Source organism: Candidatus Pantoea persica, assembly GCF_013753875.1.
Classification (GTDB): Bacteria; Pseudomonadota; Gammaproteobacteria; order Enterobacterales; family Enterobacteriaceae; genus Pantoea; species Pantoea persica.
The window spans coordinates 1-25,779 of the sequence record NZ_SMDS01000004.1; the positions used below are offsets into that span (position 1 = coordinate 1).

The window sequence follows — 25,779 nt, forward strand, 5'->3', positions numbered from 1 at the left end:
GGTCTGCACTTCGCAATCCGCGAAGGCGGCCGTACCGTTGGCGCGGGCGTTGTTGCTGAAATTATCGCTTAATTGCGATAACATTTGACGCAATGCATACGAAGAGGGCATCATTTGATGTCCTTTTTGCACGCTGTTATATAGAACCTGGCTCATTAGTGATTTTCGATCATAATCATTGCTGAGACAGGCTCTGTTGCGCGGCGTTGGATACCGAGTTACGCCCAAAAGTTCATTCGGTTTGGATGCCTCGCCTTGCGGGGAAAAATAGTTTCTGAATTATTGTGGCAGGTTGGTTTATGAGTGCGAATACCGAAGCTCAAGGGAGCGGGCGGGGCCTGGAAGCGATAAAGTGGCTGGTTGTTGTCGCGTTGCTGCTGGTAGTAATTGTAGGCAATTACATCTATCGCGACGTGACGCTGTCGCTGCGCGCGCTGGTGGTCGTGGTGCTGATCGCGGCTGCAGGCGGCATTGCGCTGCTGACAACTAAGGGCAAAGCAACCGTGGCTTTTGCACGTGAAGCACGCACCGAAATGCGTAAGGTCATTTGGCCGACTCGCCAGGAAACGCTGCATACCACGTTAATCGTTGCCGCGGTTACTGCCGTGATGTCGCTGATTTTGTGGGGGCTGAATGGTATTCTGGTCCGTCTGGTATCGTTTATCACTGGCCTGAGGTTTTGAGATGTCTGAAGCCCCCAAAAAACGCTGGTACGTCGTGCAGGCGTTTTCCGGTTTTGAAGGCCGCGTAGCACAGTCGCTGCGCGAGCATATCAAACTGCACAACATGGAAGAGCTTTTCGGCGACGTCATGGTTCCTACTGAAGAAGTAGTGGAGATCCGCGGCGGCCAGCGTCGTAAAAGTGAACGCAAATTCTTCCCTGGCTACGTGCTGGTCCAGATGGTCATGAACGACGCCAGCTGGCACCTCGTTCGCAGCGTGCCGCGCGTAATGGGCTTCATCGGCGGCACCTCCGATCGTCCTGCGCCGATTAGCGATAAAGAAGTTGATGCGATTATGAACCGCCTGCAGCAGGTGGGTGACAAGCCGCGTCCGAAAACGCTGTTCGAACCGGGCGAAATAGTGCGCGTCAACGACGGCCCCTTCGCCGACTTCAACGGTATGGTGGAAGAGGTGGATTACGAGAAGAGCCGCCTGAAGGTATCGGTTTCTATCTTTGGCCGTGCAACACCGGTCGAACTGGACTTCGGGCAGGTGGAGAAAGGTTAATCCTTTTGCTCACATTTTAGCTCTTGCAGCAGGTGCGAAATTTAAATACAATTTCGCGCCTTTTGTTTTTATGCGCTGGCAACAGCGTGTAAACTGTTATCATATCACGGGGAGCCTGTTTTCAGGCGCTATACCCAACTGAGGAAATATCATGGCCAAGAAAGTACAAGCCTACGTTAAGCTGCAGGTAGCCGCTGGTATGGCTAACCCCAGCCCACCGGTAGGTCCGGCTCTGGGTCAGCAGGGCGTTAACATCATAGAATTCTGTAAAGCTTTCAACGCCAAAACGGAATCCCTAGAGAAGGGTCTGCCGACTCCGGTTGTTATCACCGTATACAGCGACCGTTCTTTCACCTTCGTTACCAAAACTCCGCCGGCGGCCGTTCTGCTGAAAAAAGCAGCGGGCATCAAGTCTGGTTCTGGTAAGCCGAATAAAGATAAAGTCGGTAAAGTAACCCGTTCTCAGGTACGTGAAATCGCAGAAACCAAAGCTGCGGACATGACTGGTGCTGACGTAGAAGCGATGACTCGCTCTATCAAAGGTACTGCTCGTTCTATGGGCCTGGCAGTGGAGGACTAAGAAATGGCTAAGCTGACCAAGCGCATGCGCGTGATCCGTGACAAAGTTGATGCGACTAAACAGTATGACATCATTGAAGCTGTTGCTCTGCTGAAAGAACTGGCTACCGCTAAGTTTGTAGAGAGCGTGGACGTCGCCGTAAACCTCGGCATCGACGCACGTAAATCTGACCAGAACGTTCGTGGTGCGACCGTTCTGCCGCACGGTACTGGCCGTTCAGTACGCGTTGCTGTCTTTACCCAAGGCGCAAACGCTGAAGCTGCTAAAGCAGCTGGCGCTGAGCTGGTAGGTATGGAAGATCTGGCTGACCAGATCAAAAAAGGCGAAATGAACTTTGACGTTGTTATCGCTTCTCCGGATGCGATGCGCGTTGCAGGCCAGCTGGGCCAGGTTCTGGGTCCGCGCGGCCTGATGCCAAACCCGAAAGTGGGTACCGTAATGCCGAACGTTGCTGAAGCGGTTAAAAATGCTAAAGCCGGTCAGATTCGTTATTGTAACGACAAAAACGGCATCATCCACACTACCATCGGTAAAGTAGACTTTGACGCTGAAAAGCTGAAAGAAAACCTAGAATCTCTGTTGGTTGCGCTGAAAAAAGCGAAACCTGCTCAGGCGAAAGGCGTTTACATCAAGAAAATCAGCCTGTCTACCACCATGGGCGCCTGCGTTGCCGTTGACCAGGCGGGTCTGAACGCAGCAGTAAACTAATTGCTGCTTAAAACGGGCGAAAAATTCCCCTGGAATCTTACGCCCGTTGTTCTGGTAAAACAGTGTCTTCCCCGCTTCGATGAGGCGGCAGAGACGGCGGGGTAGGTTGGAGCTAGGCCTCCGTCCAAGACCGCAGGTGCGGCCCGTCTTCGGATGTGACGCTTAATCCCCTGCGTAGACGGTGACAGAGCCAAAAAGAATTTTTTCTGAAACTGGATTCTGCTCACCGTGTTTTAGCGCTTACCTTCTTTTGGGTCGGTAAGTGAAGTGAGTTCCGGAGAAATCCTCTCCGGCTAAATCCAGGAGCAAAAGCTAATGGCATTAAATCTTCAAGACAAACAAGCGATTGTTGCTGAAGTCAGCGAAGTAGCCAAAGGCGCGCTGTCTGCGGTTGTTGCGGATTCTCGCGGCGTGACCGTTGATAAAATGACCGAACTGCGTAAAGCAGGTCGTGAAGCTGGCGTTTACATGCGTGTTGTTCGTAACACCCTGCTGCGCCGCGTCGTTGAAGGTACTCAGTTCGAGTGCCTGAAAGACACGTTTGTTGGTCCGACCCTGATTGCATACTCTATGGAACACCCGGGCGCTGCTGCTCGTCTGTTCAAAGAGTTCGCGAAAGCGAATGCAAAATTTGAGGTCAAAGCTGCAGCCTTTGAAGGTGAGCTGATCCCGGCGGCACAAATTGACCGTCTGGCAATGCTGCCGACTTACGAAGAAGCACTGGCACGTCTGATGTCGACCATGAAAGAAGCCGCTGCAGGCAAACTGGTTCGTACTCTGGCTGCTGTAAGCGATGTAAAAGAAGCGGCTTAGGGCCTGCTCTTTTCCTTCGTACTTTAACGCATAAATTTATTCTGATTCTTAGGAACAATCGTCATGTCTATCACTAAAGATCAAATCCTGGAAGCCGTTGCCGCAATGTCCGTAATGGAAGTAGTTGAGCTGGTTTCTGCAATGGAAGAAAAATTCGGCGTTTCTGCTGCTGCTGCTGTAGCTGTTGCTGCTGGCCCGGCTGAAGCTGTTGAAGAGAAAACTGAATTCGACATAGTTCTGAAATCTGCTGGCGCGAACAAAGTTGCTGTCATTAAAGCAGTACGTAGCGCAACTGGCCTGGGTCTGAAAGAAGCTAAAGACCTGGTTGAAGCGACCGGCGTTATCAAAGAAGGCATCAGCAAAGACAACGCAGCTGCTCTGGAAGCTGCTCTGAAAGAAGCTGGCGCAGAAGTTGAAGTTAAGTAAGACAACCTTTTGGCTGCAGCCTGAGTAAAATCAGGCTGATGGCTGGTGACTTTTGGGTCACCAGCCTTTTTGCGCTCAGGAGCCTTGATGGGGTTTCGCACTGTTTGTCCATCACTGCTCTTCAATATCTTTTTCTATCGACGACTTAATATACTGCTTTCCCGCGCAGGTTCCCTGCCCATGCCACAGCAATGAAATGATTTAAGAGTGATAGAAAGATGTATTGCATGTGGTCGCCGCGCCGCATGAATCAAACAAAATAGTGTTGCATGAACTGTCCTTCAGGACGGACAGCGTGGGTCGACTTGTCAGCTAGCTGAGGAACCCTATGGTTTACTCCTATACCGAGAAAAAACGTATTCGTAAGGATTTTGGTAAACGCCCGCAGGTGCTGGACATACCTTATCTCCTTTCTATCCAGCTTGACTCGTTCCAGAAGTTTATCGAGCAAGATCCGGAAGGTCAGTACGGTCTGGAAGCAGCCTTCCGTTCCGTATTCCCTATCCAGAGTTACAGCGGCAACTCTGAGCTGCAGTATGTCAGCTATCGTCTGGGCGAACCCGTCTTTGACGTGAAAGAGTGTCAGATTCGTGGCGTGACGTTCTCTGCACCGCTGCGCGTTAAGCTGCGTCTGGTGATCTACGAGCGCGAAGCGCCAGAAGGCACCGTAAAAGATATTAAAGAACAAGAAGTCTACATGGGCGAAATTCCGCTCATGACTGAAAACGGCACCTTTGTTATCAACGGTACTGAGCGTGTTATCGTTTCTCAGCTGCATCGTAGTCCTGGCGTCTTCTTTGACAGCGATAAAGGTAAAACCCACTCATCGGGTAAAGTGCTCTATAACGCACGCATCATCCCTTATCGCGGTTCATGGCTCGACTTCGAGTTCGACCCGAAAGACAACCTGTTTGTACGTATCGACCGTCGTCGTAAGCTGCCGGCCAGTATCATCCTGCGCGCGCTGAACTTCACCTCTGAGCAGATCCTCGACCTGTTCTTTGAAAAAGTGGTGTTCGAGATCCGCGACAACAAGCTGCAGATGGAGCTGGTGCCTGAGCGCCTGCGCGGCGAAACCGCCTCGTTCGACATCGAAGCCAACGGCAACGTCTACGTTGAGAAAGGCCGTCGCATCACTGCGCGCCACATCCGTCAGCTGGAAAAAGATGGCATTCAGCACATCGAAGTGCCGGTCGAGTACATCGCGGGCAAAGTGGTCGCGAAGGATTACATCGACGAGAGCACCGGCGAACTGATCGTTCCGGCGAACATGGAACTCTCCATGGACCTGCTGGCGAAACTGAGCCAGGTAGGCCACAAGTGCATCGAAACGCTGTTCACCAACGACCTGGATCACGGCCCTTACATCTCCGAGACCCTGCGCGTCGACCCAACCAACGATCGCCTGAGCGCGCTGGTTGAGATCTACCGTATGATGCGTCCGGGCGAGCCGCCGACGCGTGAAGCCGCTGAAAATCTGTTCGAGAACCTGTTCTTCTCTGAAGATCGTTACGATCTTTCGGCCGTTGGCCGCATGAAGTTCAACCGTTCTCTGCTGCGCGATGAGATCGAAGGTTCAGGCATTCTGAGCAAAGAAGACATCATCGACGTGATGAAGAAGCTTATCGACATCCGTAACGGTAAAGGCGAAGTGGACGATATCGACCATCTCGGCAACCGTCGTATTCGTTCAGTGGGCGAAATGGCGGAAAACCAGTTCCGCGTTGGCCTGGTGCGCGTAGAGCGTGCGGTGAAAGAGCGTCTGTCGCTAGGCGACCTCGACACGCTGATGCCACAGGACATGATCAACGCCAAGCCGATTTCGGCGGCGGTGAAAGAGTTCTTTGGCTCCAGCCAGCTCTCTCAGTTTATGGACCAGAACAACCCGCTCTCTGAGATCACGCACAAACGTCGTATCTCTGCGCTCGGCCCAGGCGGCCTGACGCGCGAGCGCGCCGGCTTTGAAGTTCGAGACGTACACCCGACTCACTACGGTCGCGTCTGTCCGATCGAAACGCCGGAAGGTCCGAACATCGGTCTGATCAACTCGCTCTCTGTGTATGCGCAGACCAACGAGTACGGCTTCCTGGAAACTCCGTATCGTCGCGTGATCGACGGCGTGGTCTCCGACGAAATTCATTACCTCTCTGCGATAGAAGAGGGTAACTACGTTATCGCTCAGGCGAACGCCCAGCTGGATGACGAAGGTCACTTTGTTGATGACCTCATTACCTGCCGTAGCAAAGGCGAATCGAGCCTGTTCAGCCGCGATCAGGTTGACTACATGGACGTTTCCACCCAGCAGGTGGTTTCCGTCGGTGCGTCGTTGATCCCGTTCTTGGAGCACGATGATGCTAACCGCGCCCTGATGGGTGCGAACATGCAACGTCAGGCTGTACCGACCCTGCGCGCTGACAAGCCGCTAGTAGGTACAGGCATGGAGCGCGCAGTTGCGGTGGACTCCGGCGTAACCGCCGTAGCGAAACGTGGCGGTACCGTGCAGTACGTGGACGCCTCTCGTATCGTTATCAAAGTTAACGAAGATGAGATGTATCCGGGCGAAGCGGGTATCGACATCTACAACCTGACTAAGTACACCCGTTCCAACCAGAACACCTGCATCAACCAGATGCCGTGTGTGTCGCTGAGCGAGCCGGTCGAGCGCGGCGACGTGCTGGCAGACGGTCCGTCAACCGACCTGGGCGAACTGGCGCTTGGCCAGAACATGCGCGTCGCGTTCATGCCGTGGAACGGTTACAACTTTGAAGACTCCATCCTCGTTTCCGAGCGTGTGGTTCAGGAAGACCGTTTAACCACCATCCACATTCAGGAACTGGCGTGCGTCTCTCGTGACACCAAGCTGGGGCCAGAAGAGATTACTGCTGATATCCCGAACGTGGGTGAAGCTGCGCTCTCTAAACTGGATGAGTCTGGCATCGTCTACATCGGAGCGGAAGTGACCGGTGGCGACATTCTGGTCGGTAAAGTGACGCCGAAAGGCGAAACTCAGCTGACGCCGGAAGAGAAACTGCTGCGTGCGATCTTCGGCGAAAAAGCGTCTGACGTGAAAGATTCGTCGCTGCGCGTGCCGAACGGCGTTTCCGGTACGGTTATCGACGTACAGGTCTTCACCCGCGATGGCGTGGAAAAAGACAAGCGTGCGCTGGAAATTGAAGAGATGCAGCTGAAGCAGGCGAAGAAAGACCTGTCTGAAGAACTGCAGATTCTCGAAGCAGGCCTGTTCGGCCGTATTCAGGCGGTGCTGTTCTCTGGCGGTGTCGAAGCCGAGAAGCTGGACAAGCTGCCGCGCGAGCGCTGGCTGGAGCTGGGCCTGACTGACGAAGAGAAGCAAAACGCGCTGGAGCAGCTGGCTGAGCAGTACGACGAACTGAAGTACGAGTTTGAGAAAAAGCTCGAAGCCAAGCGTCGTAAGATCACCCAGGGCGACGACCTCGCGCCGGGCGTGCTGAAAATCGTTAAGGTTTACCTGGCCGTTAAGCGTCAGATTCAGCCGGGCGACAAGATGGCGGGCCGTCACGGTAACAAAGGTGTTATCTCCGAGATCAACCCGATCGAAGATATGCCTTACGACGAAAACGGTACGCCGGTCGACATCGTACTGAACCCGCTGGGCGTACCGTCACGTATGAACATCGGTCAGATCCTGGAAACCCATCTGGGTATGGCGGCGAAAGGCATCGGCGAGAAGATCAATGCCATGCTGAAGCGTCAGGAAGAGGTTGCCAAGCTGCGTGAGTTTATCCAGCGCGCTTACGATCTCGGCACCGACGTGCGTCAGAAAGTTGACCTGAACACCTTCAGCGATGACGAAGTGCTGCGTCTGGCAGAGAACCTGAAAAAAGGTATGCCGATCGCAACGCCGGTGTTCGATGGTGCGAAAGAGAGCGAAATCAAAGAGCTGCTGCAGCTCGGCGGTCTGCCTTCTTCCGGTCAGATCACGCTGTTTGATGGCCGTACCGGCGAGCAGTTCGAGCGTCAGGTTACCGTTGGCTATATGTACATGCTGAAGCTGAACCACCTGGTTGACGACAAGATGCATGCGCGTTCCACCGGCTCCTACAGCCTGGTTACTCAGCAGCCGTTGGGTGGTAAAGCGCAGTTCGGTGGTCAGCGCTTCGGTGAGATGGAAGTGTGGGCGCTGGAAGCATACGGTGCGGCATACACCCTGCAGGAAATGCTTACCGTTAAGTCTGATGACGTGAACGGTCGTACGAAGATGTATAAAAACATCGTCGACGGCAACCATCAGATGGAACCGGGCATGCCGGAATCCTTCAACGTACTGTTGAAAGAGATTCGCTCGCTGGGTATCAACATCGAGCTGGAAGACGAGTAAGCACTCGCAAGTACTGGTTATGGGGCGCGCGGTTTCGGCTGCGCGCCCCTGAGAGTTCCACTCCGACGGGAGCTAATCCGTGAAAGACTTACTTAAGTTTCTGAAAGCGCAAACTAAAACCGAAGAGTTTGATGCGATCAAAATTGCTCTGGCTTCGCCAGACATGATCCGTTCCTGGTCTTTCGGTGAAGTTAAAAAGCCGGAAACCATCAACTACCGTACCTTCAAACCGGAGCGCGACGGTCTTTTCTGCGCCCGTATTTTCGGACCGGTAAAAGATTATGAATGCCTGTGCGGTAAGTACAAGCGCCTGAAACACCGCGGTGTGATCTGTGAGAAGTGCGGCGTTGAAGTGACCCAGACCAAAGTGCGTCGTGAGCGCATGGGCCACATCGAGCTGGCTTCTCCGACCGCGCACATCTGGTTCCTGAAGTCGCTGCCGTCCCGTATCGGCCTGCTGCTGGATATGCCGCTGCGCGATATCGAACGCGTGCTCTACTTTGAATCCTACGTTGTTGTCGAGGGTGGCATGACCAACCTCGAAAAACGTCAGATTCTGACTGAAGAGCAGTACCTCGACGCGCTGGAAGAGTTCGGTGACGAATTCGACGCCAAAATGGGCGCCGAAGCGATCCAGGCTCTGCTGAAAAACATGGATCTGGAGCAAGAGTGCGAGCAGCTGCGTGAAGAGCTGAACGAAACTAACTCCGAGACCAAGCGTAAAAAGCTGACCAAGCGCATCAAGCTGCTGGAAGCGTTTGTTCAGTCTGGCAACAAGCCGGAGTGGATGATCCTGACCGTACTGCCGGTGCTGCCGCCGGACCTGCGTCCGCTGGTTCCGCTGGACGGCGGTCGTTTCGCGACCTCAGATCTGAACGATCTCTATCGTCGTGTTATTAACCGTAACAACCGTCTAAAGCGTCTGCTGGATCTGGCTGCGCCGGACATCATCGTACGCAACGAAAAACGTATGCTGCAGGAAGCGGTCGACGCCCTGCTGGATAACGGTCGTCGCGGTCGTGCGATCACCGGTTCTAACAAGCGTCCGCTGAAATCTTTGGCCGATATGATCAAAGGTAAGCAGGGTCGTTTCCGTCAGAACCTGCTCGGTAAGCGCGTTGACTACTCCGGTCGTTCTGTTATCACCGTAGGTCCATACCTGCGTCTGCATCAGTGCGGCCTGCCGAAGAAAATGGCGCTGGAGCTGTTCAAACCGTTCATCTACGGCAAGTTGGAGCTGCGTGGCCTGGCCACCACCATCAAAGCCGCGAAGAAAATGGTTGAGCGCGAAGAAGCGGTCGTCTGGGATATCCTGGATGAAGTGATCCGCGAGCACCCGGTTCTGCTGAACCGTGCGCCGACGCTGCACCGTCTGGGTATCCAGGCGTTTGAACCGGTTCTGATCGAAGGTAAAGCGATCCAGCTGCACCCGCTGGTGTGTTCGGCCTATAACGCCGACTTCGATGGTGACCAGATGGCTGTTCACGTACCGCTGACGCTGGAAGCCCAGCTGGAAGCGCGTGCGCTGATGATGTCTACCAACAACATTCTGTCTCCGGCGAACGGCGAGCCAATCATCGTTCCGTCGCAGGACGTTGTTCTGGGTCTCTATTACATGACTCGTGACAAGGTGAATGCACGCGGTGAAGGCATGGTCTTGACCGGCCCGAAAGAAGCTGAGCGTGTATACCGCTCTGGCCTGGCCGAGCTGCATGCGCGCGTCAAAGTGCATATCACCGAGTACAGCAAAAATGAGCAGGACGAGTTTGTTGCGACCACCAGCCTGATCTACACCACCATTGGTCGTGCGATTCTGTGGATGATCGTGCCGAAAGGTCTGCCTTACTCCATCGTCAACCAGGCGCTGGGTAAGAAAGCGATCTCCAAAATGCTGAACACCTGTTACCGCATTCTGGGCCTGAAGCCGACCGTTATCTTTGCTGACCAGACCATGTATACCGGTTTCGCCTACGCTGCCCGTTCAGGCGCGTCAGTCGGCATCGACGACATGGTGATCCCGGCGAAGAAAGTCGAAATTATCACCGAAGCGGAAGCGGAAGTGGCCGAAATCCAGGAGCAGTTCCAGTCTGGTCTGGTTACCGCGGGCGAGCGTTACAACAAAGTCATCGATATCTGGGCTGCGGCGAACGAGCGCGTAGCGAAGGCGATGATGGAAAACCTCTCGACCGAAACCGTGATCAACCGTGACGGCGAAGAAGAGAAACAGGTTTCCTTTAACAGCATCTTTATGATGGCCGACTCCGGTGCGCGTGGTTCTGCAGCGCAAATTCGTCAGCTGGCCGGTATGCGTGGTCTAATGGCGAAGCCAGATGGCTCCATCATCGAGACGCCGATTACGGCGAACTTCCGTGAAGGTCTGAACGTACTCCAGTACTTCATCTCGACCCACGGTGCACGTAAAGGTCTGGCGGATACCGCACTGAAAACCGCGAACTCCGGTTATCTGACGCGTCGTCTGGTTGACGTTGCGCAGGATCTGGTCGTGACCGAAGATGACTGCGGCACCTTCGAAGGTATTATGATGACGCCGGTTATCGAAGGCGGCGACGTTAAAGAGCCGCTGCGCGAGCGCGTGCTTGGTCGTGTGACCGCGGAAGACGTGCTGAAGCCAGGTGCCGCTGACATCCTGGTTCCGCGTAATACGCTGCTGGATGAGCACTGGTGTGATGTGGTTGAACAGAACTCTGTCGATACCATCAAAGTGCGCTCCGTTGTAAGCTGTGAAACCGATTTTGGTGTGTGCGCCCACTGCTACGGTCGAGACCTGGCACGTGGTCACATCATCAACAAAGGTGAAGCGATCGGTGTTATCGCAGCACAGTCCATCGGTGAGCCGGGTACACAGCTGACCATGCGTACCTTCCACATTGGTGGTGCGGCATCGCGTGCGGCAGCTGAATCCTGCATTCAGGTGAAGAACAAAGGTATCATCAAGCTGACCAACGCGAAGTCGGTAACCAACTCCGCTGGTAAACTGGTTATTACCTCGCGTAATGTCGAATTGAAAATGATCGACGAGTTTGGCCGTACCAAAGAGAGCTATAAAGTCCCTTACGGCGCGATCATGGCGAAAGGCGACGGTGAGCAGGTCGCAGCGGGCGAAACCGTGGCGAACTGGGATCCGCACACCATGCCGGTTATCACCGAAGTAAGCGGCTTCATTCGCTTTACTGACATGATTGATGGCCAGACCATCACGCGTCAGACTGACGAACTGACCGGTCTCTCTTCGCTGGTGGTGCTGGATACCGCTGAGCGTACTTCAGGCGGTAAAGACCTGCGTCCGGCGCTGAAAATCGTCGACGCCAACGGTGAAGACGTACTGATCTCGGGCACCGACATGCCGGCGCAGTACTTCTTGCCGGGCAAAGCGATCGTTCAGCTGGAAGACGGCAAGAAGATCAGCTCTGGTGACACCCTAGCGCGTGTGCCGCAGGAATCTGGCGGTACCAAGGATATTACCGGTGGTCTGCCGCGCGTCGCCGACCTGTTCGAAGCGCGTCGTCCGAAAGAGCCAGCAATTCTGGCGGAGATCAGCGGTATCATCTCCTTCGGTAAAGAGACCAAAGGTAAACGTCGTCTGGTGATTACGCCGGTTGATGGTAGCGAGCCGTACGAAGAAATGATTCCGAAATGGCGTCAGCTCAACGTGTTCGAAGGTGAGCGTGTAGAACGTGGTGACGTAGTTTCCGACGGTCCGGAATCTCCGCACGACATTCTGCGTCTGCGTGGCGTCCATGCTATGACCCGTTACATCACTAATGAAGTGCAGGAAGTTTACCGCCTGCAGGGCGTTAAGATTAACGATAAGCACATCGAAGTTATCGTTCGTCAGATGCTGCGTAAAGCGACCATCATGAGCGCGGGAAGCACCGACTTCTTGGAAGGTGAGCAGGCTGAAGTCTCTCGCATCAAGATATCTAACCGCGATCTGGAAGCGAACGGCAAAATTGGCGCCACCTACATGCGCGACCTGCTGGGTATCACCAAAGCGTCGCTGGCAACCGAATCGTTCATCTCGGCAGCCTCGTTCCAGGAGACCACGCGTGTCCTGACCGAAGCCGCAGTAGCAGGCAAGCGCGACGAACTGCGCGGCCTGAAAGAAAACGTGATCGTGGGTCGTCTGATCCCGGCCGGTACCGGTTACGCCTACCACCAGGATCGTATGCGTCGCCGTCAGGCGGGCGAAGCGCCGGTTGCACCGCAGGTTACTGCGGATGAAGCCTCTGCAAGCTTGGCTGAACTGCTGAACGCCGGTTTCGGCGGCAGCGACGACGAGTAATCGCTCTTCGCGTCATAAAAAACCCTGCCGAGGCAGGGTTTTTTATGACGCGTGCTAGCGCTATCGGCTGATGCAAAAGGCAGGGGCGGCGCGCTAGCGCCAGTCGCGCTCAATATCGCTGCGCGACAGGCCGATATCTTTGAGCTATTCGTCGCTTAACCGGCTCAGCATCAGCGGCGTGCGGTGTCGCTCGAGTAACCGCCTGAAGCCTTTGCCTGCGGCGCGCAGTAGCTGCCATGGCGTCACAGAGAAGGGTTTTGCCGCACATTTTTCTTCGTATCCCATCTTCGCATCCTCATTAGCTTAACTGAGGATATTCTCTGCCGCGTCACCTGCAGGATACCGACGCAAAAATCACTTTTAATTAATATACAGATTGCGCTTTTCTGCATCTGAATGATAAAAATTAACCTGATTCTGTACTGCTTTTTCTTCTACAGCTAAGGCGAATCCCGTTATGACCCGTTATCAGCAGTTTGCCAACCATCTGGCGCAGCGTATCGAGCAGGGGCTTTACCACAGCGGCGAAAGGCTGCCCTCAGTGCGCAGCCTGAGTCTTGAGAACGGCGTCAGTATCAGCACCGTGCAGTAGGTGTATCACGTGCTGGAGGAGAAGCAGATGATTATGCCGCAGCCGCGCTCCGGCTATTTCGTTACGCCGCGCAAAGCCGCACCGCCGGTACCGGCGCTGACGCGTCCGGTGGAGATCACGCAGTGGGAGTCGGTGCTGGATCTGCTCGACAGCCGACAGAAAGCCAATGTGCTGCAGCTCGGCAGCGGCCTGCCGAATCTCACGCAGCCGATCATCAAGCCGCTGTGGAAAATACTTGGCCGCTAGGCGCAGAAGCAGGAAATGCAGCTTCTCAGCTATCAGGTGGCGCGGCTGGCTATCGATAGCGGCTGTCAGCTGTCGGCGGATGACATCGTGATGACCACCAGCAGCCATGAAGCGCTGTCGGTATAGATTCGCGCGGTATGCGAGCCCGGCGACATCATTGCGGTCGAGTCTCCTTCGTTCCTCGGCATTATACAGACGCTGCGCGGCTTCGGTATCCGGGCAATTGAAATTCCCACCGACTTGGTAACCGGTATCAATCTGGAAGCGCTTGAGCTCGCCTTTGAACAGTGGCCGATCAAGGCGGGTAATGGTGGTGCCCAACTACAATAATCCGCTGGGCTTTATTATGCCGGAGAGCCGCAGGCGCGCGCTGCTGACGCTGGCGCAGTGTTTCGACGTGGCGGTGATTGAGGATGATGTGTATGGCGAACTCGCCTAGGACTATCCGCGGCCGGTGACGCTGAAATCGCTGGACGCAGATGGCCGCGTGCTGCTCTGCAACTCGTTTTAGAAAACTGTGGCGCTAGGCCTGCACACCGGCTGGGTAGCGCCGGGACGCTACCGCGATCGCGTGTTGCATATGAAATATATCGCCACCGGCTCGAGCAACACGCTGGCGCAGCACGCCCTGGCGAAATTTATCCGCCAGGGGCATTATCAGCCGCACCTGCGGCATCTGCGTATCGCGGGCCGCAGGGCGGATTTATGATGTGGGTCGAGCTGCTGGAGGCGTTTGACGCCGTCAGGCTTAACCGCGACCTGCGCGACTCGCATATGACCCGGCGAACGCTACTTTACCGCCATGCCAAAACGGCGCGAGTGACAAAGGTTGCCGCTGCGCGCCGGCTTCCAGCTTTTTCAGCGCGGTAACAGAACGTTGCAGCGCATTGCGCGGCAGATTCCAGATCGGGCCGGCGGCGGCACTGCCACCTTGAGCAGCTGCAAGCTGCACGGCCGATTTCAGAACCAGGCTGCGCTGCCGATTCGAGCAGCCGCGCGCAGCGCAGCCGATTTCAGGTCAGAGCGGCGGCTTCGGCTCGGCCAGCTCAAGCAGACGCCGGGTAGCGGCGCGCCAGTCGGGAGCCTGAGTGATAGCGCTGACCACGGCGATGCTGCCGACGCCGGTCGCCAGTACGTCCGGCGCGCGATCGATACTGATGCCGCCGATCGCCACGGTAGGAATACCGTCAAGCCGCGCAAGGTGCCGTTGCAGCTCAATCAGCCCCTGCGGCGCGGAAGGCATCGCTTTGGTCTGGGTGGGAAAGATATGGCCCAGCGCGATGTAGGAGGGGCGTATCGCCAGCGCGCGCTCCAGTTCCGCGTCATCGTGCGTCGACACTCCCAGACGCAGGCCCGCCTCGTGAATGGCGTTCAGGTTGGCAACATCTAGATCCTCCTGTCCCAGGTGCACGCCATAGGCGTGATGCTTAATCGCCAGCTGCCAGTAATCATTAATAAACAGGCGCGCGCGATAGCGTTTGCCGAGCGCAATCGCCTCTTTGACCGCAGGCTCTACCGCCGCGTCGGGCCGATCTTTGATGCGCAGCTGGATAGTGCGCACGCCAGCCTCCAGCAGCCGTGCGATCCACTCGACGCTGTCGACAACCGGATAGAGGCCTAAACGCGGCGCGGTAGCGGGAAAAGGGCTGTTCATGGTTTCTCCTCGTTCAGCGCATCGGCTGATTGATGAAGCTCGCCGCCGCGGCGGCGAAACGTCTCGGACATATGCCTCATGCTGATGTCGATCGGCTACGGCTACGGCTACGGCTACGGCTGCGCTTCCTGACGCGCCGCATAGTCGCGCACCTCTTGCGTAATCTTCATGGAGCAAAATTTCGGGCCGCACATGGAGCAGAAGTGGGCGACCTTGCCCGACTCCTGCGGCAGCGTTTCATCGTGATAGGCGCGGGCGGTATGGGGATCGAGCGCCAGATTGAACTGATCCTCCCAGCGGAATTCAAAACGCGCTTTGGACATGGCGTTGTCGCGGATCTGCGCACCGGGATGGCCTTTCGCCAGATCGGCCGCGTGCGCGGCGATTTTGTAGGTTATAAGCCCTTGCTTCACATCTTCCTTGTTCGGCAGGCCGAGATGCTCTTTCGGCGTGACGTAGCAGAGCATGGCGCAGCCAAACCAGCCGATCATCGCGGCGCCGATGCCTGAGGTAAAGTGGTCGTAGCCTGGCGCGATGTCGGTGGTCAGCGGCCCAAGCGTATAGAAAGGGGCTTCATGGCAGTGCTCCAGCTGCTCGGTCATATTGCGGCGGATCATCTGCATGGGAATATGGCCCGGCCCCTCAATCATCACCTGCACGTCGTACTCCCAGGCGATTTTCGTCAGCTCCCCCAGCGTATGCAGTTCGGCAAACTGCGCTTTGTCGTTGGCGTCCTGAATCGAGCCGGGCCGCAGCCCGTCGCCCAGCGACAGGGTGACGTCATAGGCGGCGCAGATTTCGCAGATATCGCGAAAATGCTCATAGAGAAAGCTTTCGCGGTGGTGCGACAGACACCACTTCGCCATGATGGAGCCGCCGCGCGAGACGATGCCGGTCAGGCGCTTTGCCGTCATCGGCACATAGCGCAACAGGACGCCGGCGTGAATGGTGAAATAGTCGACGCCTTGCTCAGCCTGTTCCAGCAGCGTATCGCGGAACACCACCCAGTCGAGGTTTTCCGCCACGCCGTTCACCTTCTCCAGCGCCTGATAAATTGGCACGGTGCCGATGGGTAACGGGCTGTTGCGCAGGATCCAGGCGCGCGTTTCGTGAATATAGCGGCCGGTAGAGAGATCCATTAAGGTATCCGCGCCCCAGCGCGTTGCCCACACCAGCTTTTCTACCTCTTCCTCGATGGATGAGGTCACCGCCGAATTGCCGATATTGGCGTTCACCTTCACCAGGAAGTTGCGGCCGATAATCATCGGCTCCGATTCCGGATGGTTGATATTGGCTGGAATAATGGCGCGTCCGGCAGCCACTTCTTGGCGCACGAACTCAGGCGTAATGTTTTCCGGCAGCTGCGCGCCGAAGCTGTGGCCAGGATGCTGCTGCCGCAAGACCTCGCTGCGAATGCGCTCGCGGCCCATGTTTTCACGCAGGGCGATAAACTCCATTTCCGGCGTAATGATGCCCTGACGCGCATAGTGCAGCTGCGTCACGCGGCGGCCCGCTCTGGCGCGACGCGGCAGCGGCAGCGGGTCGAAGCGCAGATGATCCAGACCCTCGTCGGCCAGGCGCTGCTGCGTATAGTGCGAACTGATTTGCGTCAGCGTTTCGCTGTCATTGCGCGCGGCGATCCAGCCGGCGCGCAGCGGCGCTAGGCCGCGACGCACATCGATAACCGCATCCGGATCGCCATAGGCGCCAGCGGTATCGTAGACCGGCACTGCCTCGTTTTCTTCAAAGCGCGGATTTTCTTTACTGCCGCCGACCAGCGTCGGACTGAGCTGGATCTCCCGCATCGGCACGCGAATATCGTCGCGGCTGCCGCGGATCCAGATGCGTTTTGAATGAGGGAAGGCGACACCGCCCTGCAGTGAGTCGATAAAGGCCTGCGCCTGAGCGCGCTGTTCGCGTCGTTGGCTTTTGTTGACAGACATAGCAATTTTCCTATTTCAAAGGGAATGTTGCTTGTCCGGAGCTCGGAAGGAGTAACAGCAGCGCAGGCGGCAAAGCCCGCGCGCTGACGATATTTACTCTTGTTCCCTTCGCAGGTACTAACCTGATCAGGTTCCGCGGATCCCGAATAAACGGTCTCAGCCCAGTGGGCACTCCGACAAGATATGTAAACGATTTTCTGGCTATTAAGCTTGCCATTTCACGTTCACGCCTGGGCAGTGCTCGTGACGGTCACATACTTCAAGTATGCTCCCGTCCCTACGCGCTGTCCGAGCGTAAACTGGCTGCGCTCACTACGCCAGAAATTTCGTTTACTTCAGCTACGTTGCAAAAATAAATAAGTAGCACAAAACAAAACGGATTTTCAACGCTACCGTCGAAAACCCGTTCAGCATAAAAGGACTGGTGCAGAATGACAAGCGATTTACAACTGGTAAACCTTAAGCCGGGCGAAAGAGCTGGCTGCTGTCACTGGCGACTGGTGCGCGCACCAGACGGTTGTCCCAGGCCAGCTGGATCAGCTTGTCTTCCAGCGTGAAGCGCGCTTCAAGCACTTCGCCGACTTCTGACAACGCCAGCTGGAAATCCACACAGTTGTCGTCGTCAATGGACTGCTGCAGGTGGCCATCATAGAGCTGCATCAGACGTTCGGTATTGCCTTCCAGCGGCGGGTAGATCTGCGCGGCGGCAATCATCGGGCTGTCGCCATCCATCTCATTGATGATGCGTTCGTAGATGCTGAAGTGACCGGCGGAAAGGTAATCGACCAGGCCATGACAAAAATTGTCGAGCGCCTGCTCGTTTAAAGTGGTGAGCGCTTCTTTGTTAGGCTTCAGCCCAACCAGGTGGTAATAGGACACAAGTAGCTGGCGACGGGCGTCCAGCCACGAATCTACCAGTTCGTTGCTGCCACATACGCGCTCGCTCAGGACATTTAACTGGTTAAGCATTTCTGACTCCATGTAAATGGATTCCCTAATCTTTCGCATCGCGGCTGGCGGGAGCCTGCCTGCAAGCTGAACGATTTGGGGGTATAGTTGTTAGTCTACACACTTTACATACATCAGGGCTTCAGCGTATCAATACCACGCGAAGGGTGACGATTTTATGCAACATGAGATCTCAAGCGTAGACGCTGGATGGTGGATTGTCAGCCATGAACAGAAACTTTGGTTGCCGCAGGGTGACCTGCCGCACGGCAGCGCCGCTGCGTTTAAGCTGGTTGGAAGCAAGGCGCAGTCTGTCGGCGAGTGGCAAGGCGAAACGGTGTGGCTGGTGTGTGAAAATCGCGATCGCGATATGTTCTCGGTACGCCAGCTGATCGATGAAGAGGCGGGGCTGTTTCAGCTGGCAGGGCGCGGCGTACAGCTGGCTGAGTTTTACCGCTCGCACCGCTACTGCGGCTACTGCGGCCATGAGATGCACCTGAGCAAACAGGAGAACGCTTGCCTGTGCGGTCACTGCCGCGAACGTTACTATCCGCAAATCGCGCCCTGCATCATCGTCGCCATACGCCGCGGCGACGAAATTTTGCTGGCGAACCATACGCGCCATCGCAACAGCATCTACACCGTACTGGCGGGCTTCGTCGAGGTGGGGGAGACGCTGGAGCAGGCGGTGGCGCGCGAGGTAATGGAAGAGAGCAACGTGCGCATTAAAAATCTGCGTTACGTTACCTCCCAGTCGTGGCCCTTTCCCCACTCGCTGATGATGGCCTTTATGGCGGAATATGATGGCGGCGAGCTGCAGATCGACAACAAAGAGCTGCTGGACGCTGGCTGGTATCGCTATGACGCGCTGCCGCTGTTGCCGCCGCCGGGTACCGTGGCGCGCCGTCTGATAGAAGATACCGTCGCCATCTGCCGCGCCGGGGCGTAAGAAGTGCTACACTACGCGCCTGAAATTGATAGAGCCTTGACATGAGTGAACTGAAGAACGATCGTTATCTGCGCGCCCTGCTACGCCAGCCGGTAGATATCACCCCGGTATGGATGATGCGACAAGCGGGCCGTTATTTACCGGAATATAAAGCGACGCGCGCCCAGGCCGGCGATTTTATGTCGCTGTGCAAAAACGCCGAACTGGCGTGTGAAGTGACACTACAGCCGCTGCGCCGCTATCCGCTGGATGCGGCGATCCTCTTCAGCGATATCCTGACCATTCCCGACGCGATGGGCCTGGGGCTCTACTTCGAAACAGGCGAAGGCCCGCGTTTCTCCAGCCCCATTACCTGCCGCGCCGACGTCGACAAGTTGCTGGTGCCCGATCCGGAGCAGGAACTCGGCTATGTGATGAACGCGGTGCGCACCATTCGCAAAAACCTCAATGGCGAGGTGCCGCTGATCGGTTTTTCTGGCAGCCCGTGGACGCTGGCGACCTATATGGTGGAGGGCGGTAGCAGCAAAGCCTTCACGAAAATCAAAAAAATGATGTATGCCGATCCGACTACGCTGCATGCAATGCTCGATAAGCTGGCGGACAGCGTCATTCTCTATCTCAACGCGCAGATCCGCGCGGGCGCGCAGTCGGTAATGGTGTTCGATACCTGGGGCGGAGTGCTGACGGGACGCGACTACCGCGAATTCTCGCTCTACTACATGCATAAAATCGTCGACAGCGTGCCGCATGAAAACGAAGGCCGCCGCGTGCCGATCACCCTGTTCACCAAAGGCGGCGGACAGTGGCTGGAGGCGCTGGCGGCGACGGGCTGCGATGCGCTGGGACTCGACTGGACCACCGATATTGGCGATGCGCGTCGTCGCGTCGGCGATAAGGTCGCGCTGCAAGGTAATATGGAGCCGTCTATGCTTTATGCGCCAGCTGCGCGTATCGAGCAGGAAGTCGCGGGTATTCTCGAGGGCTTCGGCGCGGGCAGCGGCCACGTCTTCAATCTAGGTCATGGCATTCATCAGGATGTGCCGCCAGAGCATGCGGGCGTGTTTGTTAAGGCGGTGCATCGCCTCTCTGGCCAATACCATCAGGAGTAATTATGGACATTGATGCACTGCGCGCGGAGCAGCTTCAGCGCGCTGCAGAAGTGGTGCGGCAGGATGATTTCGACGTTCTGCCGCCGCGTTTTATCGGCGGCGCCGACGTCGGATTCGAACAGGAAGGGGCGGTCACCCGTGCCGCCCTAGTAATTCTCGAATATCCTTCCCTGAAGCTGGTGGAACATCGTGTTGCGCGTATTGCCACTACCATGCCCTACATTCCCGGCTTTCTCTCCTTCCGCGAATATCCGGCGCTGCTGGCGGCGTGGAACATGCTTGAGCAAAAACCGGATCTCCTTTTCGTCGACGGACACGGTATCTCTCATCCGCGTCAGCTGGGCGTCGCGTCGCACTTCGGTTTGCTGGTGGACGTGCCGACTATCGGCGTAGCGAAAAAGCGGCTGTGCGGCCGCTTTGCCGATCTGGACGCCGAGCCGGGTTCGCGCCAGCCTTTAATGGATAAAGGCGAGCAGATTGGCTGGGTCTGGCGCAGTAAAGCGCGCTGCAACCCGCTTTTTGTGGCGACCGGCCACCGCGTCAGCCTCGACAGCGTGCTGCACTGGGTGGAAAACTGCATGGGCGGCTATCGCCTGCCGGAACCGACGCGCTGGGCCGATGCCGTCGCCTCCAACCGCACCGTCTTCCAGCGCTGGCAAAACGCGCTTTAACGCTGTGCGCGCGGCGCTTTTGCGGTACACTGCCGCCAGCTAAACGATGAAGAGCCCTGTTCATGTTACAAAACCCCGTTCACCTGCGCCTGGCGAAGCTAGAAAGCTGGCAGCATATGACCTTTATGGCTTGCCTGTGCGAGCGCATGTTCCCCAACTACTGGGCATTCTGCCAGCAAACAGAATTCGCCGATCCGGCGCTGTATCGCCGCATTCTCGATCTGGTCTGGGAAAGACTGACGGTCAAAGATGCTAAAATCAACTTCGATAGCCAGCTGGATAAGCTTGAAGCGGCGATCCCAGACGGCGACGCGTTCGAGGTCTACGGCGTTTATCCGGCAATCGACGCCTGCGTCGCGTTAAGCGAAGCGCTGCACGCCATGCTCAGCGGCGAAACGCTAGAGCATGCCATCGAGGTGAGCAGAACCTCTATCACCACCGTTGCGATGCTGGAAATGACCCAAGCAGGTCGCGAAATGAGCGATGAAGAACTGCGTGAAAACCCGGCCGTCATTGACGAGTGGGATATGCAATGGGTGATTTTTCGCCTGCTAGCCGACTGCGAGGAGCGAGACATTGAATTAATCAAGGGATTGCGTTTAGACCTACGTGAAGCGGGAATCAGTAACATCGGTATAAACTATTCAGCAATAAGGCGGGAAAACGTGACTTCAGGCCCGAATTAGCGCGCCTGGAGGCTTCACATCGGCCCCCTGTCTGGTCTACATTTGGGGGGCTGAAAATTGTGGCTATCGGTGCGTGCAGGCTGAAGAGTGCCAGAATATGGCTTTTCCCTCGCACTCGTTGCTTAGCAAGCGATAAATACACTTTAAGGATAACTTATGAACAAGACTCAACTGATTGATGTGATCGCGGAAAAAGCGGACCTGTCAAAATCCCAGGCTAAAGCGGCTCTGGAATCTACACTAGCTGCGATCACTGAGTCTCTGAAAAAAGGTGATGCTGTACAACTGGTTGGTTTTGGTACTTTCAAAGTGAACCACCGCGCTGAGCGTACCGGTCGCAACCCGCAAACTGGCAAAGAGATCAAAATCGCTGCGGCAAACGTACCGGCATTCGTGTCTGGTAAAGTGCTGAAAGACTCTGTTAAATAAGACGTCGCACTGCGGTAAGAATTGAGAAGAAGGGGCGGATTCGCCCTTTTGTATCAGGGGCCAGCTATGCCGAACCTGCGTTCCTACTCCTGTTTCGCCCTGCTTTGTCTCGTATTGCTTTCCGGGTGCAGCTCAACGCCCGACATTCTTCCCTTTACCGCCAGCGGCTATCTTGCCGACCGCGGCGCAGTGCGTATCTGGCGCAAGAACGGCCCTGCCAGAGTCCATCTGCAGACGCGCTACACCCCCTTTAACGGCGAAGCCGCCGAAACAACCGACTATTTCTGGCAAGACGATAAGCTAATCAGCGCGGCGCGGCGCGGCGCAGCAGCGGCAGCCAGCCAGCCAGATGACATGACGCTGCGCTTCGACCAGGATGGCAGCCTAAGCTTTATGCAGCGTCAGCTTGCCGGCCGGCGCGAAGCCGTCGATCCCGATACCATCGAGCTCTATAAGTTCGATGCGCAACGTATGCTGGCGCAGAGCAATGCGCTGCTCAGCGGCCGCGTGGTCCTGAAACAGGGCCAGTGGCTGGGAGGTCAAAGGGTGAAGACCTGTGAAGGTGTGCAGCTGTCACCCGCCTTCGACGACTACGCCTGGCGCATGCTGATGCAACAGCGCAGCGGCGCGCCGCTGCTGGTTTCGTGGCTAGAGGGGCCGCAAGGAACGCAGCTGTTGCGTGCGGCGCCTGGGGAGACCTGTGATACGCAGCCGAAAGAGGCCGATTTTTAGCGTAAAAAAAGGGTACGCATTATGCCCTTCAGATATCTGGCTGCTGGCCCCGTCGTGGAGAGAGCGAAACGCGGCCCTGGCTCACTGGGCGGTTCCCGCTTACCGCCCGCTGACAGGCTGAAGCAGCCGCTATCGACGGTTAATGGCGCGGTAGCCGATATCACGACGGCAGAAGCTGCCGTTCCAGGAGATGGGCTGAGCCAGCGCGTAGGCGCGCTTCTGCGCCGCCGCCATGTCGTCGCCCAGCGCCGTCACGCACAGCACGCGGCCGCCGTTGGTGAGCACCAGATCGTTCTCCAGACGCGTGCCGGCATGAAATACCTTGCCGTCTTCCACCTCTTCCAGTGGCAGGCCGTGGATCTGCTCGCCGTTAACGTAATCGCCGGGATAGCCGCCCGCTGCCAGCACCACGCCCAACGCCGGGCGCGGATCCCAGCGCGAATCTTTTTGATCCAGCGCGCCGTCGCAGGCCGCGAGGCAAAGATCGACCAGATCCGACTGCAGGCGCAGCATGATCGGCTGCGTTTCCGGATCGCCGAAGCGGCAGTTGAATTCGATCACTTTCGGCTGGCCTGCTTGGTCGATCATCAGACCGGCATAGAGGAAACCGGTGTAGACGTTACCTTCCACCGCCATGCCGCGCACCGTTGGCCAGATCACCTGCTCCATTACGCGCTGGTGGATCTCGTCGGTCACGACCGGCGCCGGGGAGTAGGCGCCCATACCGCCGGTATTCGGACCGGTGTCGCCGTCGCCGACGCGCTTGTGATCCTGGCTGGTGGCAATCGGCAGCACGTTTTCGCCGTCGACCATGACGATAAAGCTCGCCTCTTCGCCATCGAGGAATTCTTCAATAACGATACGGTGGCCCGCGTCGCCGAAGGCATTGCCAGCCAGCATATCTTTAACCGCGGCTTCGGCTTCTTCCAGAGTCATGGCGACGATAACGCCTTTACCGGCGGCCAGGCCGTCGGCTTTGATGACGATAGGTGCGCCTTTCTCGCGCAGGTAAGCCAGCGCCACTTCGACATCGGTAAAGTTGCGGTACTCTGCCGTCGGGATATGGTGACGGGCCAGAAAGTCTTTGGTGAACGCTTTGGAGCCTTCCAGCTGCGCGGCATTTTTGGTTGGGCCGAAGATTTTCAGGCCCGCGGCGCGGAAGGCGTCGACCACGCCGATGACCAGCGGCGCTTCCGGGCCGACGATGGTTAAGTTGATCTGCTCGCGCTGGGCGAAAGCCAGCAGGGCAGGGATATCGGTAGCGCTGATATCGACATTCTGCAGGGCTGGATCAAGCGCGGTGCCGGCATTGCCGGGCGCGACGAAAACCGTTTCCGCCAGCGGTGACTGCGCCGCTTTCCAGGCCAGCGCATGCTCACGGCCGCCGTTGCCAATGACTAAAATTTTCATAGTGCTCTCCAGAGAATTAGTGGCGGAAGTGACGCATGTCGGTGAAGATCATCGCTAGGCCGTGTTCGTCCGCAGCGGCGATGACCTCGTCGTCACGAATGGAGCCGCTCGGCTGAATCACGCAGGTTACGCCAACGGCCGCCGCGGCGTCGATGCCGTCGCGGAATGGGAAGAAGGCGTCAGACGCCATCGCTGAACCTTTAACTTCCAGACCTTCGTCGGCCGCTTTGATACCGGCGATTTTTGCGGAGTAGACGCGGCTCATCTGGCCGGCGCCGATGCCGACCGTCATGCTATCGCGCGCATAGACGATGGCATTCGATTTCACGAACTTGACGACCTTCCAACAGAACAGCGCGTCGCGCAGCTCCTGTTCGCTCGGCTGACGTTTGCTGACGACGCGCAGCTGGCTGGCGTCCACCATGCCTAGATCGCGATCCTGAACCAGCAGACCGCCGATTACGCGCTTGAAATCGAGCCCGGCGACGCGTTCCTGCCACTGGCCGCAGACTAGCACGCGAACGTTCTGTTTGGTTGCCGTCACCTTCAGCGCCGCTTCGCTGGCGGAAGGGGCGATAATGACCTCAACAAACTGACGGCTGATAATGGCCTGCGCGGTCGCTTCGTCCAGTTCGCGGTTAAAAGCAATAATGCCGCCAAAAGCAGAGGTCGGATCGGTTTTATAGGCGCGCTCATAGGCATCGAGAAGCGAAGCGCCGACAGCGACGCCGCAGGGGTTGGCATGCTTAACGATAACGCAGGCCGCTTCGCTGAAGGCTTTAACGCACTCCAGCGCCGCGTCGGTGTCGGCGATGTTGTTATAGGAGAGCGCTTTACCCTGAACCTGCTGCGCGGTGGCGACAGACGCCTCCTGCACATTCTCTTCTATATAGAAGGCGGCATCTTGATGGCTGTTTTCGCCATAGCGCATATCCTGCTTCTTAATGAAGTTGAGGTTAAGCGTGCGCGGGAAGCGTCCGGCAGGCTTATCGCGTTCGCAGTGATAGGCAGGAACGCGCGAGCCGAAGTAGTTGGCGATCATGCTGTCGTAGGCGGCGGTATGCTCGAACGCTTTAATGGCTAGGTCGAAGCGCGTTTCCAGCGTCAGAGAATTTTCATTGGCATCCAGCTCCGCCACGATCGCGTCGTAGTCGCTGCTCTTGACCACGATGGCCACATCTTTGTGGTTCTTGGCCGCCGAGCGCACCATGGTAGGGCCGCCGATATCGATATTCTCAACCGCGTCTTCCAGCGAGCAGCCTTCACGCGCCACGGTTTGGGCGAAGGGGTAAAGGTTTACCACCACCATATCGATAGGCGCGATGTCGTGCTGCGCCATAATGGCGTCATCCTGTCCGCGGCGACCTAAAATGCCGCCGTGCACTTTCGGGTGCAGCGTTTTAACGCGTCCATCCATCATTTCCGGGAAGCCGGTATAGTCAGAGACTTCAGTGACGGCGAGACCCACGTTGGCCAGCAGGCGAGCAGTGCCGCCGGTGGAGAGCAGTTCGACACCGCGACTGGCGAGCGCCTGAGCAAATTCGAGGATGCCCGCTTTGTCTGAGACACTCAGCAGAGCTCGGCGTACAGGAAGACGTTGTTGCATGGTGGTTTTATCCCTTGGCTTTGTTTCGCGTAAATAAATAAGAGCGTTACATCAAGTCTGGCAATCTCCTTACTCTATATAAGAAGACGCAAAACTTCAGGTAACGCCCCTAAAAGGGGCATCCGTAACGTCGAGGGGCATTGTAGCGAAAACGTTTGCGTGCTGCTCGCAAAAATTCGCTCAACGCGTCCTTGTGGATAACTTTGTGAGTAAACGCGTATAAGGCCGGGTTTTGCTGTGGAATGCAGCGAACAGTTATTTTTCTGCAATTTAGCTGTTGCGCTTGCCGAACGACGCCCTATAATGCGCTTCCACTGACACGGCACAACGGCTTACGGAATGCGGTGTTCAGGAGGTGCAGGCAGCTGAGTCGCCGGAGAAAATCGC

The 25,779-nt window shown here is 56.6% G+C and carries 20 protein-coding genes, 2 pseudogenes and 1 riboswitch; of the genes and pseudogenes, 16 read left to right on the forward strand and 6 right to left on the reverse strand.

Going from position 1 to position 25,779, the window contains the following annotated elements:
* From EIO60_RS01360 to rpoC, 9 genes are all read left to right on the forward strand, one after another.
* Positions 1-72, forward strand: a 72-nt coding sequence (locus EIO60_RS01360) for an EF-Tu C-terminal domain-related protein (RefSeq protein WP_508278729.1), incomplete at its 5' end; no start/stop codon positions are given.
* A 227-nt stretch (positions 73-299) separates the two neighbouring features.
* A complete protein-coding gene (gene secE, locus EIO60_RS01365; protein WP_258575694.1) occupies positions 300-683 on the forward strand; it encodes a preprotein translocase subunit SecE in 384 nt (127 codons plus the stop codon).
* 1 nt (position 684) lies between these two features.
* A complete protein-coding gene (gene nusG, locus EIO60_RS01370; protein WP_258575695.1) occupies positions 685-1,230 on the forward strand; it encodes a transcription termination/antitermination protein NusG in 546 nt (181 codons plus the stop codon).
* Between the two features lie 151 nt (positions 1,231-1,381).
* Positions 1,382-1,810, forward strand: coding sequence for a 50S ribosomal protein L11 (gene rplK / locus EIO60_RS01375; protein ID WP_258575696.1), 429 nt, complete (start codon positions 1,382-1,384; stop codon positions 1,808-1,810).
* A 3-nt stretch (positions 1,811-1,813) separates the two neighbouring features.
* Positions 1,814-2,518 carry a 50S ribosomal protein L1 gene (gene rplA / locus EIO60_RS01380; RefSeq protein ID WP_258575697.1) on the forward strand — a complete coding sequence of 235 codons (705 nt, stop codon included), beginning with the start codon at positions 1,814-1,816 and terminating at the stop codon, positions 2,516-2,518.
* Between the two features lie 315 nt (positions 2,519-2,833).
* On the forward strand, positions 2,834-3,331 hold the full coding sequence (gene rplJ / locus EIO60_RS01385) for a 50S ribosomal protein L10 (protein ID WP_258575698.1): 498 nt from the start codon (positions 2,834-2,836) through the stop codon (positions 3,329-3,331).
* 63 nt (positions 3,332-3,394) lie between these two features.
* Positions 3,395-3,757: a 50S ribosomal protein L7/L12 gene (rplL, locus tag EIO60_RS01390; protein ID WP_258575699.1), complete on the forward strand. Its 363-nt coding sequence runs from the start codon at positions 3,395-3,397 to the stop codon at positions 3,755-3,757.
* 328 nt (positions 3,758-4,085) lie between these two features.
* On the forward strand, positions 4,086-8,114 hold the full coding sequence (gene rpoB, locus EIO60_RS01395; protein WP_258575700.1) for a DNA-directed RNA polymerase subunit beta: 4,029 nt from the start codon (positions 4,086-4,088) through the stop codon (positions 8,112-8,114).
* 79 nt (positions 8,115-8,193) lie between these two features.
* Positions 8,194-12,417, forward strand: coding sequence for a DNA-directed RNA polymerase subunit beta' (gene rpoC, locus EIO60_RS01400; RefSeq protein ID WP_258575701.1), 4,224 nt, complete (start codon positions 8,194-8,196; stop codon positions 12,415-12,417).
* 144 nt (positions 12,418-12,561) lie between these two features.
* Here rpoC and EIO60_RS01405 read toward each other — a convergent pair whose 3' ends face one another.
* Positions 12,562-12,702: a DUF1127 domain-containing protein gene (locus tag EIO60_RS01405; RefSeq protein WP_258575702.1), complete on the reverse strand. Its 141-nt coding sequence runs from the start codon at positions 12,700-12,702 to the stop codon at positions 12,562-12,564.
* 172 nt (positions 12,703-12,874) lie between these two features.
* Between EIO60_RS01405 and EIO60_RS01410 the strand changes: the two are divergent.
* Positions 12,875-14,026 (forward strand): annotated as a pseudogene (locus tag EIO60_RS01410) (aminotransferase-like domain-containing protein); the annotation flags it as partial.
* A 247-nt stretch (positions 14,027-14,273) separates the two neighbouring features.
* On the opposite strand, the gene thiE reads toward EIO60_RS01410, so the two are convergent.
* The 3 genes and pseudogenes from thiE to rsd all read right to left on the reverse strand — a co-directional run bounded on the left by thiE (position 14,274) and on the right by rsd (position 17,821).
* A complete protein-coding gene (gene thiE, locus EIO60_RS01415; RefSeq protein ID WP_258575703.1) occupies positions 14,274-14,909 on the reverse strand; it encodes a thiamine phosphate synthase in 636 nt (211 codons plus the stop codon).
* Positions 14,906-16,852: pseudogene (gene thiC / locus EIO60_RS01420) on the reverse strand (phosphomethylpyrimidine synthase ThiC). The gene thiE and the pseudogene thiC overlap by 4 nt, the downstream one beginning before the upstream one ends.
* A gap of 86 nt (positions 16,853-16,938) precedes the next feature.
* Positions 16,939-17,038: riboswitch (TPP riboswitch) on the reverse strand.
* 273 nt (positions 17,039-17,311) lie between these two features.
* Positions 17,312-17,821, reverse strand: a complete 510-nt coding sequence (rsd, locus tag EIO60_RS01425; RefSeq protein WP_258575704.1) for a sigma D regulator — start codon at positions 17,819-17,821, stop codon at positions 17,312-17,314.
* A gap of 157 nt (positions 17,822-17,978) precedes the next feature.
* Here rsd and nudC point away from each other — a divergent pair, with 157 nt between their 5' ends.
* From nudC to EIO60_RS01455, 6 genes are all read left to right on the forward strand, one after another.
* On the forward strand, positions 17,979-18,749 hold the full coding sequence (gene nudC, locus EIO60_RS01430) for an NAD(+) diphosphatase (RefSeq protein ID WP_258575705.1): 771 nt from the start codon (positions 17,979-17,981) through the stop codon (positions 18,747-18,749).
* Positions 18,750-18,790: 41 nt separating this feature from the next.
* Complete coding sequence (gene hemE / locus EIO60_RS01435; RefSeq protein WP_258575706.1) at positions 18,791-19,858, forward strand: uroporphyrinogen decarboxylase; 1,068 nt, start codon at positions 18,791-18,793, stop codon at positions 19,856-19,858.
* A 2-nt stretch (positions 19,859-19,860) separates the two neighbouring features.
* Positions 19,861-20,529, forward strand: a complete 669-nt coding sequence (gene nfi / locus EIO60_RS01440) for a deoxyribonuclease V (RefSeq protein ID WP_258575707.1) — start codon at positions 19,861-19,863, stop codon at positions 20,527-20,529.
* 62 nt (positions 20,530-20,591) lie between these two features.
* Positions 20,592-21,215 carry a YjaG family protein gene (locus tag EIO60_RS01445; protein WP_258575708.1) on the forward strand — a complete coding sequence of 208 codons (624 nt, stop codon included), beginning with the start codon at positions 20,592-20,594 and terminating at the stop codon, positions 21,213-21,215.
* A gap of 156 nt (positions 21,216-21,371) precedes the next feature.
* Entirely contained in the window at positions 21,372-21,644 is a 273-nt protein-coding gene (gene hupA, locus EIO60_RS01450; RefSeq protein WP_258575709.1) for a nucleoid-associated protein HU-alpha, read from the forward strand.
* 66 nt (positions 21,645-21,710) lie between these two features.
* Positions 21,711-22,376 (forward strand): DUF1481 domain-containing protein, encoded by a 666-nt coding sequence (locus tag EIO60_RS01455; RefSeq protein ID WP_258575710.1) that lies wholly within the window; start codon positions 21,711-21,713, stop codon positions 22,374-22,376.
* A 129-nt stretch (positions 22,377-22,505) separates the two neighbouring features.
* Here the strand turns inward: EIO60_RS01455 and purD are convergent, their stop codons facing one another.
* Positions 22,506-23,786 (reverse strand): phosphoribosylamine--glycine ligase, encoded by a 1,281-nt coding sequence (gene purD, locus EIO60_RS01460; protein WP_258575711.1) that lies wholly within the window; start codon positions 23,784-23,786, stop codon positions 22,506-22,508.
* A gap of 16 nt (positions 23,787-23,802) precedes the next feature.
* Positions 23,803-25,392, reverse strand: a complete 1,590-nt coding sequence (purH, locus tag EIO60_RS01465; RefSeq protein WP_258575712.1) for a bifunctional phosphoribosylaminoimidazolecarboxamide formyltransferase/IMP cyclohydrolase — start codon at positions 25,390-25,392, stop codon at positions 23,803-23,805.
* Positions 25,393-25,779: the final 387 nt, after the last annotated feature.

Excerpts from the sequence above, each read along its gene's own strand:
- rplJ (WP_258575698.1), top strand. The coding sequence starts at position 2,834 with ATGGCATTAAATCTTCAAGACAAACAAGCGATTGTTGCTGAAGTCAGC.
- secE (WP_258575694.1), top strand. The coding sequence starts at position 300 with ATGAGTGCGAATACCGAAGCTCAAGGGAGCGGGCGGGGCCTGGAAGCG.
- rplK (WP_258575696.1), top strand. The coding sequence starts at position 1,382 with ATGGCCAAGAAAGTACAAGCCTACGTTAAGCTGCAGGTAGCCGCTGGT.
- EIO60_RS01455 (WP_258575710.1), top strand. The coding sequence starts at position 21,711 with ATGCCGAACCTGCGTTCCTACTCCTGTTTCGCCCTGCTTTGTCTCGTA.
- rplL (WP_258575699.1), top strand. The coding sequence starts at position 3,395 with ATGTCTATCACTAAAGATCAAATCCTGGAAGCCGTTGCCGCAATGTCC.
- rsd (WP_258575704.1), bottom strand. The coding sequence starts at position 17,821 with ATGCTTAACCAGTTAAATGTCCTGAGCGAGCGCGTATGTGGCAGCAAC.
- EIO60_RS01405 (WP_258575702.1), bottom strand. The coding sequence starts at position 12,702 with ATGGGATACGAAGAAAAATGTGCGGCAAAACCCTTCTCTGTGACGCCA.
- rplA (WP_258575697.1), top strand. The coding sequence starts at position 1,814 with ATGGCTAAGCTGACCAAGCGCATGCGCGTGATCCGTGACAAAGTTGAT.
- purH (WP_258575712.1), bottom strand. The coding sequence starts at position 25,392 with ATGCAACAACGTCTTCCTGTACGCCGAGCTCTGCTGAGTGTCTCAGAC.
- thiE (WP_258575703.1), bottom strand. The coding sequence starts at position 14,909 with ATGAACAGCCCTTTTCCCGCTACCGCGCCGCGTTTAGGCCTCTATCCG.
- nusG (WP_258575695.1), top strand. The coding sequence starts at position 685 with ATGTCTGAAGCCCCCAAAAAACGCTGGTACGTCGTGCAGGCGTTTTCC.
- EIO60_RS01445 (WP_258575708.1), top strand. The coding sequence starts at position 20,592 with ATGTTACAAAACCCCGTTCACCTGCGCCTGGCGAAGCTAGAAAGCTGG.
- nudC (WP_258575705.1), top strand. The coding sequence starts at position 17,979 with ATGCAACATGAGATCTCAAGCGTAGACGCTGGATGGTGGATTGTCAGC.
- hemE (WP_258575706.1), top strand. The coding sequence starts at position 18,791 with ATGAGTGAACTGAAGAACGATCGTTATCTGCGCGCCCTGCTACGCCAG.
- nfi (WP_258575707.1), top strand. The coding sequence starts at position 19,861 with ATGGACATTGATGCACTGCGCGCGGAGCAGCTTCAGCGCGCTGCAGAA.
- hupA (WP_258575709.1), top strand. The coding sequence starts at position 21,372 with ATGAACAAGACTCAACTGATTGATGTGATCGCGGAAAAAGCGGACCTG.
- rpoB (WP_258575700.1), top strand. The coding sequence starts at position 4,086 with ATGGTTTACTCCTATACCGAGAAAAAACGTATTCGTAAGGATTTTGGT.
- purD (WP_258575711.1), bottom strand. The coding sequence starts at position 23,786 with ATGAAAATTTTAGTCATTGGCAACGGCGGCCGTGAGCATGCGCTGGCC.